Source organism: Mesorhizobium sp. CNPSo 4688 (assembly GCF_057784295.1).
Genome location: NZ_JBWLUY010000031.1, coordinates 11,929 through 24,242 on the forward strand (window position 1 = coordinate 11,929; position 12,314 = coordinate 24,242).

General features: G+C 57.2%; 11 protein-coding genes. 5 read left to right on the plus strand and 6 right to left on the minus strand.

Going from position 1 to position 12,314, the window contains the following annotated elements:
• Positions 1–3: 3 nt before the first annotated feature.
• The 6 genes from AC04SH_RS32020 to AC04SH_RS32045 all read right to left on the minus strand — a co-directional run bounded on the left by AC04SH_RS32020 (position 4) and on the right by AC04SH_RS32045 (position 7,506).
• Positions 4–1,554 (minus strand): fumarate hydratase, encoded by a 1,551-nt coding sequence (locus AC04SH_RS32020; RefSeq protein ID WP_488481647.1) that lies wholly within the window; start codon positions 1,552–1,554, stop codon positions 4–6.
• Positions 1,544–2,977 (minus strand): aldehyde dehydrogenase family protein, encoded by a 1,434-nt coding sequence (locus AC04SH_RS32025; RefSeq protein ID WP_488481648.1) that lies wholly within the window; start codon positions 2,975–2,977, stop codon positions 1,544–1,546. Before AC04SH_RS32025 ends, AC04SH_RS32020 begins: the two co-directional genes overlap by 11 nt.
• Positions 2,978–3,121: 144 nt before the next feature.
• Positions 3,122–4,057 (minus strand): LysR family transcriptional regulator, encoded by a 936-nt coding sequence (locus AC04SH_RS32030; RefSeq protein ID WP_488481649.1) that lies wholly within the window; start codon positions 4,055–4,057, stop codon positions 3,122–3,124.
• A 113-nt stretch (positions 4,058–4,170) separates the two neighbouring features.
• Positions 4,171–5,067 carry an HpcH/HpaI aldolase/citrate lyase family protein gene (locus tag AC04SH_RS32035; protein WP_488481650.1) on the minus strand — a complete coding sequence of 299 codons (897 nt, stop codon included), beginning with the start codon at positions 5,065–5,067 and terminating at the stop codon, positions 4,171–4,173.
• 1 nt (position 5,068) lies between these two features.
• A complete protein-coding gene (locus AC04SH_RS32040) occupies positions 5,069–6,214 on the minus strand; it encodes a CaiB/BaiF CoA transferase family protein (protein ID WP_488481651.1) in 1,146 nt (381 codons plus the stop codon).
• A complete protein-coding gene (locus AC04SH_RS32045) occupies positions 6,214–7,506 on the minus strand; it encodes a methylaspartate ammonia-lyase (RefSeq protein WP_488481652.1) in 1,293 nt (430 codons plus the stop codon). The genes AC04SH_RS32040 and AC04SH_RS32045 overlap by 1 nt, the downstream gene beginning before the upstream one ends.
• A gap of 415 nt (positions 7,507–7,921) precedes the next feature.
• Between AC04SH_RS32045 and AC04SH_RS32050 the strand changes: the two genes are divergently transcribed.
• The 5 genes from AC04SH_RS32050 (at position 7,922) to ehuA (ending at position 12,306) form a co-directional block, all read left to right on the plus strand.
• On the plus strand, positions 7,922–9,103 hold the full coding sequence (locus AC04SH_RS32050; protein WP_488481653.1) for a M24 family metallopeptidase: 1,182 nt from the start codon (positions 7,922–7,924) through the stop codon (positions 9,101–9,103).
• A 145-nt stretch (positions 9,104–9,248) separates the two neighbouring features.
• Positions 9,249–10,097 (plus strand): transporter substrate-binding domain-containing protein, encoded by an 849-nt coding sequence (locus AC04SH_RS32055; protein ID WP_488481654.1) that lies wholly within the window; start codon positions 9,249–9,251, stop codon positions 10,095–10,097.
• Between the two features lie 63 nt (positions 10,098–10,160).
• Positions 10,161–10,826, plus strand: a complete 666-nt coding sequence (ehuC, locus tag AC04SH_RS32060) for an ectoine/hydroxyectoine ABC transporter permease subunit EhuC (protein WP_488481655.1) — start codon at positions 10,161–10,163, stop codon at positions 10,824–10,826.
• Complete coding sequence (gene ehuD / locus AC04SH_RS32065; RefSeq protein ID WP_488481656.1) at positions 10,823–11,491, plus strand: ectoine/hydroxyectoine ABC transporter permease subunit EhuD; 669 nt, start codon at positions 10,823–10,825, stop codon at positions 11,489–11,491. The genes ehuC and ehuD overlap by 4 nt, the downstream gene beginning before the upstream one ends.
• A 2-nt stretch (positions 11,492–11,493) precedes the next feature.
• Positions 11,494–12,306 (plus strand): ectoine/hydroxyectoine ABC transporter ATP-binding protein EhuA, encoded by an 813-nt coding sequence (gene ehuA / locus AC04SH_RS32070; protein WP_488481657.1) that lies wholly within the window; start codon positions 11,494–11,496, stop codon positions 12,304–12,306.
• Positions 12,307–12,314 lie beyond the last annotated feature (8 nt).

Genomic DNA, 12,314 nt, shown 5'->3' on the forward strand with positions numbered 1-12,314 from the left:
TCCCTAAATACCAATGCTTTTGGCTATGCTGTCAGCTGCCATGCGCTTCCGCCACTCAGCCGGACCAGATGTATGGATGGATGCGCCGGCGGCGTCGACCGCCACGATTACCGGCATATCCTGAACTTCGAATTCGTGAATGGCCTCCATGCCGAGGTCTTCGAAAGCTACAACACGGGCAGATTTTATTGATTTCGATATGAGGTAGGCAGCCCCGCCGACCGCTACCAGATAGGGCGCCTGATGCTTGACGATAGCTTCCACGGCGGCAGGCCCTCTTTCGGCTTTGCCCACCATGCCGAGGAGCCCAGTGGCTGCAAGCACTTTTTCGGTAAAGCCATCCATCCGGTTTGAAGTGGTTGGTCCTGCAGGACCGACGACTTCGCTGCCAACCGCTCGCACGGGACCCACATAGTAGATTACCCGGCCAGCGAAGTTCACCGGAAGCGGCTTGCCGGCATCGATCAGTTCGGCCATCCGCTTGTGGGCTGCGTCCCGACCCGTCAAGAGTTTGCCTGAGAGTAGCAGCGTTTCACCACATTGCCACTCCCGGGCCTCTTCCTTGGTCAGGGTGTCGAGATTGACACGCCGGACGCCCATAGGACGCAAGTCATCAGACCCGATGTCTGGCCATTGGGAGAGGTCCGGTGGATCAAAAATTGCTCGTCCAGATCCATCCAAGACGAACGATACATGCCGGTTCGCTGCGCATTGAGGGATCAGCGCCACAGGTTTGGAAGCGGCATGAGTCGGATAGGTCGCCACTTTAACGTCGACCACCGTGGTGAGCCCACCCAAACCCTGGGCACCTATTCCCAATGCGTTAATCCGCTCATAAAGCTCCAGTCGCAAAGCCTCTTCGGGCGACGACGCTCCGCGCTCGATGAGGTCAGCCATATCTATCGGCTCATTCATCGCCTCCTTGGCCAACAACATCGCTTTTTCCGCGCTGCCGCCGATACCGACCGAGATCATTCCCGGCGGGCACCATCCACTCCCCAGCGTTGCAACAGTGTCGACGACCCAGTCGGCCACGGAAGCCGCAGGATTGAGGGTCGTAAACCGGGCCTTGTTTTCGGAACCCCCGCCCTTCGCGGAAACTGTAAATGTGATGTCGTTGCCTGACACCAATTCAACGTGAACGATCGCGGGCGTATTATCCTTGGTGTTGGCTCGGCCAGCCAAAGGGTCGGACACGACTGACGGACGCAAGGGATTGTCGGGATCAAGATAGGCGCGACGAACACCCTCGTTGATGAGCTCCGTGAAGGGTACATGGGCGTCGATCAGGACCGACATGCCCACTTTGGCGAAGACGACGACCAGGCCTGTGTCCTGACATATCGGTCGCCGGCCGAAGGCTGCCATGCGGGAGTTGGCCAAAATCTGGCCAATCGCATTCTTCGCCGGGACGCTTTTTTCCCGCTGAAACGCTCCCGCCAAATATTGGATGTAATCGGGCGGATGATAGTAAGAGACATATTGCAGGGCATCTGCAATGCTCTGCGTGATGTCTTCCCCGAGAATCGAGGTATGCGTGCTCTTATCGTTCAAGCGCGTCCAGCCCATTGATCAGTTTAAGGTTCTGGAAGCTTCGCATACCCTGCTCACCCCCTTCATAACCATACCCGCTCTGTTTCACACCTGAATGCGGGGCATCAGCGGCAACGCCTTTCAGAAAGTTGATACTAACCGCGCCCGCCGCCAGATTGGCGGCCAACAGGCGTTTCGTCTCCTCGGAGGACGTGAAAAAATAAGACGCCAGGCCGTACTCGGTGTCGTTTGCTTCAGCAATCGCGTCGTCGAGCGTGTCGAAGGGAGCGATGGTCAAAATCGGCCCGAAAGGTTCCTCACGGAGAATGTCCGACTCGGAGTGCACCCCGGTCAGGATCGTCGGGGGCCAATAGAAACCGGCTTGGTCCAGCCTGCTACCGCCAGATTCAATCCGTGCGCCCCTTCCAACAGCGTCTTTGGTCAGACGTTGCAACGCTTCAATCCTACGACCGTTCGCCATTGGGCCCATTTCAGTGCTTGGCGCATCAGGAGGGCCGACGTTGATCGAGTTCGCGACATCTACCATTTTCGAAAGGAACTTCTGGTAAACCGGCTGTGCAACCAGGATACGGCTTGGCGCATTGCAGCTCTGACCGGCACATTCAAATTTGTATTCCGAAATTGCCGTGGCTGCGGCTTCAAGATCAGCATCCTCGCATACGATCACAGGGCAATGCCCGCCCAGCTCGAGCACGCAACGCTGGAGGTTATCGGCAGCTAGCCTGGCGAGATGTTTCCCGACGGCCGTGGAGCCTGTGAAGCTGAGGACCTTGATTATGGGGGAACGGAGCAGATGCTCCGAAATAACGGCTGGCACCCCGAATACAAGATTGACGACACCAGCCGGAACGCCCGCCTCATGCAGAGCCTGGATAATAAACACGCTCGCGCTTGGTGTCTCTTCAGCGCCCTTTAGGATTACGGGGCATCCCGAAGCCAAGGCGGCGCCTAGCTTGCGGGCGTTGAGGACCGCGGGGTAGTTCCAAGGTGTAAAGGCCGTAACCACACCGAGGGGCTCAGGTACGAGGGTGCGGCCAGGACCCATCGGAATTGACGCGCAAAGCTCTTCTGCGTGAGCCCCATTCCATTCGAGCATTTCGAGCGCGCGGCGATATTCGCCTGCTGCCTCCGCCAAGGTCTTGCCTTGTTCAGTTGACAGTGACTTCGCGGCCTCGCCGACCCTTTCGCCAAGGATACGAGCAGCAGAGACCAGCAGAGCACCCCGTTCGTGCGCAGGTCGTGCCGCCCATGCACTGCGGCTACGCTCAGCGGCGGCCAAGGCATCATCGAGGTCCTGTATCGATGCCGAAGCGACTGAGGCAAACACCTGCTCGGTAGCAGGGTTTATAACCGGAATGTCGTCTTGACCGCCGCTCCGCCATACTCCGTCTATGAAGAGCTCATAACGTTTGGCTTCCGACATGTGTAGCTCCGGTTGAAAGTGGGGGCCTAATACGGTGAGCCAGCCGGACCGGTTCCAGTCACTCGCACTTACATCCCGCTCAAGGCTTTGGGTCAAATATGGAATTTTGCCGATTGGTATCTTGATACGAGATCGATGCGCGTTTCAGCAATTCACGCGGTCCGCGTCTGTCGGGACCTTCGCCAGCCAGTGCCCGCTCTGAATCAACTTCCGGACGATTCCGGGGATGAGTTTGCGAACCGCAGACACTGAAGGGGAGTGCTCGTCTTTAGGGTTCACGGCCAGAACCACCGAGCGGGTGATAACGGGGTCGACGATCCTGACCATATGCACAAGCCCCTGCTGGACCTCTCTGTGGATGGCAGAGGGCGTGAGGATGGAATAGGCCTTGCCCTCCGAGACCATGTTGATGATCGTCGACAACGAGTCCACTTCAAATCTCACGTCAAGGCGGCAACCATGCTGGGCCACCACATCTGCGACCGAACGCCGAACGTTGTTGTTGCGCATGGGGACCGCGAGCGGAAACGCATGGAGATCCGATAGCGCAACCACGTCGGGGAAGGGAGGTAGGTTCGGCGGAGCGACCAGGCAAAAATCTTCTCTCGCCAGCACGGGGAGGCCTGCGATGGCATCGGCGGTACGGTAGAGAATCGCCAGGTTGAACCGTCCCGCAGCCATCCATTCTTCAAGGGGGCCCGTCATTCCTTCGACCATCTTCAGGGTCACAAGAGGGAGTTCATTGCGCACGGCTTCCAACAAAGGCCCAGAAAGCACGCGTGCGGCTCCGGACGGGATGCCTATCGTCACTTCTCCCGAGGCGGCCGTAATGCTCATCTCGGCCTTGGTGATCCTGATTTCATTTAAGATGGTGCGTGCCCGCTCGAGCAGCTTTGCACCGGACGGCGTCACGTTGATGCCGCTCCTGTCGCGAATGAGCAGCTGTGATCCGAACTCTTCCTCCAATTGACGTACATGAAGGCTCAGCGCGCTTTGCGCGACATTGAGCATGGCTGCGGCCTTCGTAAAGCTGCCAGCCTCGACCACTCCGACAAAATATTTGAGCTGTCTAAATTCCACCGAAGAGCGACCTACCGCAGCGCCTTGTGCGCTGTCAAAAACAAACCTATCTCGGAATCAGATGGGGCGGAAGGGGGGCACTTCGGTAGTGAGGAGGGGTAAAGCCGTTGTGTTCATTGATCCCAGGCCAGAAGCGCTTTCGCACGCCGAATGACTGGAGCGTCAATCATTTTCCCATCAACGGCAAAGGCGCCACGATGCTGGGCCTTGGCTTCCTGTTCCGCGGTAATGACACGCCTTGCCCACTCTAACTCGGTTGCCAGTGGAGCGAACTCTTCGTTTAGAACGAGAACCTGGGCGGGATGAACAGCGAACGCACCCGCGAACCCCAATGTCTTGGAACGGCGGACGGTTTCGCGGAACTTCGGCAGATCTGCGAAGTCGCCGATACTGCCAACGAACCCAAGTGGGACAAGGCCCGCCGCGCGCGCGGCAAAGAGGACCGCGAGATTTGGACCAAGCAGAAGGTCGGCTGTCGGCTGACCGCCTACCGCCGCGCTAAAATCCTCTGGACCGAGCGCCATGGCAACCAACCTGGGATGCGCTGTCGCGATGGCTGTGAGCTTCGGCAGCGCAGCCGGGGTTTCGATTTGGGCTACCAAGCGTATAACCCCGGAGACCAGACCCCGCTCGCTCTCCAGCGCCTGTATCTCCCGTTCGATCTCGACAACCCACTCTGCCGATTCAACCTTCGGCAAGACGATAGCTGCGACGCCTGCCACGAGTGCGGCATCAAGATCGGCGCAAAGCGCTCGCATGCCTTGGTTGACCCTCACCAGGACTGCCGCTCCATCCCGACCGACCTGTGCGATACTTTCGCCAAGCCGTTGGCGCGCCTCTGCCTTGGACAGCAAGGGAACAGCGTCCTCAAGATCCAGAACGATCGCATCAGCCCCCCGCTCGTGGGCCTTCTCCACGAATTTGGGCAAGTGAGCGGGTACAAACAGCAAAGATCGCCAGCGAGGTTCAATGGACGTCGTTGATGCCGTACGCTTGCCGACGCCGCTCACGCTATTTGACTCCGACTTTGGAAGGCTGCCCCTCGAATTCACGTCGAACGGACGCTGTGTGGGCTCCTAAGGCCGGCACCGGGCGCAATGCCGCGGACTGACGGTTGAAGATCGCGGCCGGAGCAATCACCTCGATCGTGCCGCCTGGAGTTTCAACGCCGGCTCTCCGAATATGCGGATGCTCCGAAACCGCGGCGATATCGTTCAACCTGCCATAAGCCAAGCCTGCGGCTTCAAGCTCGCTCATCGCTTGCTCGCTCGTCAGTTCCGAAAAACGTGCCTGGACGGTGGCGTCAAGGGCAGGCCGGTTACCAAGCCGATCCATGTTCGACGCATAACCCGCGGCCCGGGTAAGCTCCGGACGTTTCAGGAAATCTGCGCAGAAATTCACCCACTCACGGTCGTTTTGGACGGAGAATATTACAACCTTGCCATCCGCACATGGATAGGCTCCGTAGGGCGCTAAGGACGGGTGGTTAACTCCAGCGCGTTGGGTGCGGTAGCTTCCATAATCGTGCTGGAGCACCGGCACATTCATCCAGTCTGCAACAGAATCAAAGAGCGAGACCTGAATGGAGCTGCCCTCTCCTGTGATAGTCCTCGCATAGAGAGCCTGCAGGATGGCGCTGTGCGCAGTCATACCCGCAGAGATATCGCACACGGACACACCGACCCTCGCTGCGCCGTCTACCGTTCCCGTTATATCGGCCAAGCCGCTTTCCGCCTGAACAATGAGATCGTACGCCTTGAGATGCGAGTAGTCGCCGCCTTCTCCGAAGCCTGAGATGTCGCAGGTGATCAATCTAGGATGCCGTTCACGAAGGCTCGCGGAGCCGAAACCGAGCTTGTCGATACTGCCAGGCTTAAGATTCTGAATAAACACATCGGCAGAAGAAACGAGGAGGTCAAGAAGCTCACGATCAGCGTCTGTTCGGAGATCGAGGCAGACTGACTCTTTGCCGCGGTTCAGCCAGACAAAATAAGCGCTTTGACCCTGAACCAGACTGTCATAGTTGCGGGCAAAATCGCCTTCCGGGCGCTCGATCTTGATAACCCGGGCGCCGGCATCAGCGAGGCGAGACGACGCGTATGGCGCAGCGACTGCCTGCTCGACCGCGACAACGGTGATCCCTGACAAAGCTTCCATCACCGCAGCACCACCCTTGGTATCGCCGCGCCTTGCTGCTCCTGAGACTTGCCGCCAACGGCGCGGCGCCTTTCGAGAAGAGCGAGCAGGCGGCTCTGCTCGTTGCCGACGATTGAAATGCCTTCGTCGACCCCCATACCGGGTTTCGCGAGCATCATGTCAGCCTGGGTTGCTACTGACACATGGACGGTTGCACGGGCGGACAGGTCGGTTTCGGTGCAACTGCCGCCGACATAGGCACCCACCTGGTTTTGTTTGCAGATCAGTACGGCTTTCGCGGTGTCTGCAAGCGAGCCCACGTCCGGCGTTTTGATTTGCACCAGGTGTGTGGCGCGCGCCTTAGCAAACTTCCGGACGTCATCAAGGGTATTGCAACGCTCGTCGACCACGATGCGGGCATTGGAACCCCGTCCATCCAAGATCGAAACAATGCGGGCGTAGTTTTCGATCTGTGCTTCGGTCGATCCGAAGTCGCCGGGAGACTCGATGTTCACTGTAAAGTCAGGGACGGTATCTGCGACCCGGCAAATGAAGTCAGCAATGACCTGCGGATCGAGGCCGAACTCGAGGCCAATCCACCCATAAACGTCAAAATGAAGAGTGGGCCGGTAACCCGCTCGGCCAATTTTTCGGGTTCGCGCCGCTACCCACTCGACGAAAGCGAGGAAGGTTTCGCCTCCGACACCGAACTTTTGTCTTGAGTTGATGAGGCCATGCGGGAGAACGTCGACGTTCTTCAGGATCATTTTGTCGACATTGATCTCTCGGGCATCGCCGCTTTGCGCATAGATCGGCACACCACGGGAGGGCAGGGGAAGGTCGAAAGCGTCGCAAACCGCTTCGGCCATTGTCTTTCGGCCGGCATGGGCTGCTGCGCGCAGCAGCGCTTGGCTGACGCCGTATTCCAGCGCAAGAGGAAGACGTTTGTCCTCAACTGGCGCAAGCACTTGGGAGCAAGCATCGAGAAAAGACGATATGTTGGCGGCTCCAACCCTAGGGGCGATTACTTCCTTGGCAATCTTGGACATTGCATCAGCGTTGAAGAGAGGATCCCGGCCGCCAGCGCCCGAGTATTGGACGCTCATCATGTCCCCCCAAGCGACCGTGTCGTCAGAGAGGACCAACCCGATGCTAAGCGATGAAGCGGGAGTCCTGATGGCAGCGAGGCCAGGCGTCACGGGTTCGCCCACATACAGGAAACCATCTTGTGCCGCGCCTGCCCTGATAGCGGCCTGATCGTCGTAAAAGAATGCACCGGTACCCGGCGCCAGCACGATGTCTACGATTTTCATATGTTACTCGCCCCGACGGTGTCCGTCGCATTGCCAATGCCGACGTAACCCGATTAAGGCCCCAGCGAGCAGCCTAAGCCCAATATAAATTTCATACGCGAACCATCGCGTTTTCAGATGGGTGCTTCAACACACGCGCCACTCCCACGGCACGGCTCGACCTGATTCATGCAAGATTTCCATTCACGGTGCCGGCATCTCGAAGCGAGATGATGCCGATATAAACACTGCATTTGACTGCGAACCCCTCCCGACAAATGCTTCATGAGCCTCCCGCAATAAAAAAAGAGGGACCTGCGGGCGACACAATGAGGGGTACCCAAGAATGCCAGGTGGCTGATCATCATCGGATTGCGGTGATCGCGGACATACGGCTTTACTCGAGCACTTACCCATTTCCGAGAAGGATCGCACGATGCACTACGAAAAAGCGTTTCTGCCCGAGGAGTTCGACCGCCGCGTCAAAGATGTGAAGAACCGGATGGAGAAAGCTGGCTTTGACCTCTTGATCTGCCAGGACCCGGCCAACATGGGCTGGCTAACCGGCTTCGACAGCTGGTCCTTCTATACCCCGCAGGTCGTCCTGGTGCATCTGAACGAAGACATGCCGTTTTGGTTCGGGCGGCCAATCGATGCCAAGTCGGCTACAGTCACGACTAATTTGCCACCCGAAAACATATTATCCTTTTCCGAAACTTTGGTTCATCACCCCGACAACCATCCCTACGATGATCTGTGCAAACTGATTGTCTCCAAAGGCTGGGGGACAGACCGCATCGGTGTCGAGCTCGACGCTCATTACTACACCGCGCGCGCTCACCAGCATCTCGTGGGGGGGCTTCCTAATGCCAAGTTTGCAGACAGTCGAGAGCTTGTGAACTGGGCAAGGCTTGTTAAGTCCGAGCCTGAGCTTGTCTATATGAGGGAAGCTGGCCTCATCATAAGCAATACGATGCGAGAGGCGATAGCTGCGCTAAAACCTGGCGCTCACGACTACGAGGTTATAGCGGACGTCTACCGAAACCAGATCTTGGGTACCGACGGTAAGTTTGGTGACTACACGAGCCTTTCACCGTTACTTCAAATCGGGGAGGGGACAAGCACATGTCATCTAACCTGGAGCGATCAGATCGTCCCAAAGTCCGGGCTGATTATGATGGAGCTTGGGGCTGCGCGACGTCATTACACAACTCCGCTCACCCGCACAGTTCATGTCGGCCCCCCCCCTGAGGCGGTCTCGCGCCTAGCATCCGCGATCATCGAAGGTGGTGATCTGGCACTTGAGGCCGCCAAGCCAGGCGTGGCGGTGGAAGAAGTCGCAGCCGTGTTTCAGGCTGTCCTCAAGCGCTACGGGTACAGAAAGGACAGCCGCGTCGGCTATTCGATCGGTATCGCCTATCCGCCCGACTGGGGTGAACGCACCATCAGCATTCGCGCCGGCGAGAAGACACCGTTGCAAGAGGGCATGTGCTTTCATTTTCAATCGGGCGTCTGGCTCGATGACTTTGGCGCAGCTGTCTCGGAATCATTCGTTGTAACTGCCAAAGGCGGTGAGCGGTTCTGCGACGTCGAACGCAGCCTCATTGTCGTCGACTGACGACAGCCTATCGGACCGCGGAGGGTCAAAAACCTGCGCAGTCCTTCATCGGAGATGTGTCTCCCAATAAACCAGACCTGCAAAGCAGGAGAAGCGCTTACCAGGCGCTCTACGAGTCAACTGACAACAACAAAGGGAACTCAAAATGAAAACGAAACTTGCGAAAATCACGGCGGCTTTTGGCTTTGCAGTTGCTTGCATCGTGGGTGTTCAAGCCAATGCTGGAGAGCTGATGGACCGTGCCTCAGGCGGTAAGACGATCCGTATCGGATACGCCAACGAGCCGCCCTTTGCCTATCCAGACGCTGACAACAAACCAGTCGGCTACGTCAATGCCTATGTGCTCGGCGTGCTCAAGGAGATGGGGTATGACAACGTCGAAACGGTTGTCACTGACTGGGGCGGCTTGATCCCGGCCTTGCAGTCGGATCGCCTGGATATGATCACAGGCGGCCTCTACATCCTTCACTCAAGGTGCGAAAACGTTGCCTTCTCCGAGCCTCTCGCCAAGGTTTCCGATGCCTTCATCGTGCTGCCGGGAAATCCGAAGGGGATCAAAACCTACAAGGATTTGACCAGAACCGGTGAAACCATGGTTACCGGCATCGGCTACAGCCTGATCGAGAATGCCAAGAAGGATGGAGTTCCGGAATCGCAGATCATGGAGGTTCCAGGACCCTCCGAAATGTTGGCCGCGGTTGTGGGGGGCCGGGCAGCGGCTGCTGCTCACAGCTACCTGACGCTTAAGGACATGGCTGAAAAGGCCGGCGGAAAAGTCGAGGTTACTGACCCCAATGCTCTGCCTGATTGGACCAAAAATTGGGTGAGTGTCGGCTTCAGAAAGGCAGACAAAGACTTCATCGACAAGTTCAATGCCGCCCAGAAAAAATACATCGGGACCCCTGCTATGTTGGAGGCGGTGAAGCAATATGGCTACGACAAAAACATGCTGCCTGGAAACGAGACGGCGGAATGGATTTGCGCTAATCGCTGACCGCGTTAACCTCTCGCTAGCGGGACTGCATCCCGCTAGCGTTGGCGAAACAGAGGGCAGTGGATGTCGTTCTGGCAGTTCCTTGAAACTTATGGCACGGTGTTGGTGCAAGGCACTGCCATCACCGTTGCGCAGTTCGCCATGGCGACCATGGTCGCGATTGTCGCGGCAATCATCGCAGGACTGGGCAAGCTCTCACGAAACTGGCTCGTCCGCGGGGCGTCCGTGGCCTTTATTGAAGTGTTTCGAGGTACATCTCTCTTGGTCCAACTTTACTGGATTTTCTATGTCCTACCCTTGTTCGGCCTGTCGCTAGAGAAGTTTACGGCTGGCTTCCTATCGGTGGGACTTAATTACGGAGCTTACGGTGCGGAGATAGTCCGCGGAGCGATTCAGTCGGTTGCTCGAGGGCAATGGGAAGCGGCAATCGCGATCAACATGACACCACTTACCCGAATGCGGCGGATCATTGCGCCGCAGGCACTTGCTATTATGCTACCACCTTGGGGAAATCTGTTGATTGAGCTCCTCAAGGGAACTGCACTCGTCTCGCTGATATCGGTAACTGACCTGATGTTTCAGGCCAAACAGATCAACGCATCGACCTATTTGTCGGCACAGGCGTTCGGAACCGCTCTGATCATCTACTATATCTTGGCCCGGCTGCTGATCACACCATTGATGGGGCTGATGGAGCGTGTGGCTGCCAGGAGGCTTGGCAAGGCATGACCTTCGATTGGCACTGGGACTTCGCCTTGGCGATCCTGCCACGGCTTTTATGGGCAACCGTAAATACGCTTCTTGCTGCGCTAATCGGTTATGCAATTGCTCTTGCAGTGGGGCTTGGGCTGGCGTTGGCACAGCGGACTGGAATCCCGGGCGGCCGGAGGGCCATTCGGGAGGTGATTGAGTTCATTCGGTCCACACCACTCGTATTGCAAATTTTCTTTGTCTTCTACGTGGGACCCCAGTTCGGCGTTAATCTCTCCCCTTGGGTCGCGGGGCTCATCGCTATTGGCCTTCATTATTCAGCATATCTGTCCGAGGTTTATCGCGCAGGCATTGAAGCTGTGCCGCGCGGTCAGTGGGAGGCCTGTCGCGCGTTGAACCTCTCACTGCGGAGAACGTACTTCCGCATCATCTTCCCACAAGCTCTGGCGACTGCAGTTCCCGGCATGGGCAACTATCTTGTCGGCATCCTTAAGGATACGCCGATGCTGTCGGTCATAGGGGTCGCTGAGCTTATGCACGCAGCCAACGCCATCGGTTCAGAAAACTATCGCTACCTGGAACCGTTCACGCTTGTTGGGCTGATCTTTCTCTTGATCTCACTACCCACAGCTGGCTTCGTCCGGGTGTTTGAACGCCGGCTACGCCTCGGGCTAGGACTATAGTGATGACCAGCACCGAATACCCTCTCGAACTGGCGGCGAATGATCGACCGATGGTCCGGTTCATGAACGTCAGCAAGAGCTACGGACAGCTTAAAGTAATTAAGAGCCTCGATTTCGACGTGTCCGAAGGCGAAATGGTTTGCATTATTGGCCCGTCGGGGTCCGGTAAAACAACCGTTTTGAGAACCCTGATGACGCTTGAGGCAATCAATGAGGGTGTGATCTACATTGAAGGGAAACCTCTGACTCACATGCCTCGCAACGGAGTCCTGGTCCCGGCGGACGAGCGCTATCAGCGGAAAATACGTTCGTCGATCGGCATGTGCTTCCAGCAGTTCAATCTTTTCCCCCACATGACCGCCATCCAGAATTGCATGGAGGGCCCGGTCCAAGTCCTTGGCCTGTCAAAACAAGAAGCCTTGGAGCGATCCGAAGAGCTTTTGAAAATGGTGGGCATGATCGACAAGCGCGATCAGCATCCTTCGCGCCTTTCTGGCGGACAACAACAGCGCGTAGCCATCGCGCGCGCGTTGGCGATGCGACCTAAGGTGATGCTTTTCGATGAGGTGACGTCCGCATTGGATCCTGAGGTGATAGGGGAGGTAACAGAGGTAATTCGCAAGCTGGTCTCCGAGCATAAGCTCACTATGATTATGGTCACCCATCAGATGGGATTTGCACGCGACATTTCGGATCGTGTCTGCTTCTTTTACGGCGGCACGATCGAGGAACAAGCATCTCCACAAAGCCTGTTTGGCAACCCGCAGCGCGATCGCACCAAACAGTTCCTGTCCGCCATCAAGGAAGCAATTTAAGGGTACAA